The organism is Psychromonas arctica (assembly GCF_038155225.1).
Classification (GTDB): Bacteria; Pseudomonadota; Gammaproteobacteria; order Enterobacterales; family Psychromonadaceae; genus Psychromonas; species Psychromonas arctica_B.
In genome coordinates this window covers 1-206 of the sequence record NZ_JBAKBA010000491.1, presented here as the reverse complement: position 1 = coordinate 206, position 206 = coordinate 1, and the positions used below count along the sequence as shown (strand labels likewise).

General features: G+C 38.3%; 1 pseudogene. It reads left to right on the top strand.

Annotation, left to right across the window (positions count from 1 at the left end):
- Window positions 1-206: pseudogene (locus tag V6255_RS19205) on the top strand (FliM/FliN family flagellar motor switch protein); the annotation flags it as partial.

Below are 206 nucleotides of genomic sequence, written 5' to 3'. Positions count from 1 at the left end.
GATCTTGATGAATTAAAAGATACTGGAAAACCAATGAGTGAAGAAGAGTTATCTCGCGTAGACAGCATCTTAGATATCCCCGTTACCATTTCTATGGAAGAGGGGCGTAGTAAAATTAATATTCGTAACTAATTGCAGCTTAACCAAGGCTCTCTTGTTGAATTAGAGCGAATTGCTGGCGAGCCTTTAGATGTATTAGTTAATGG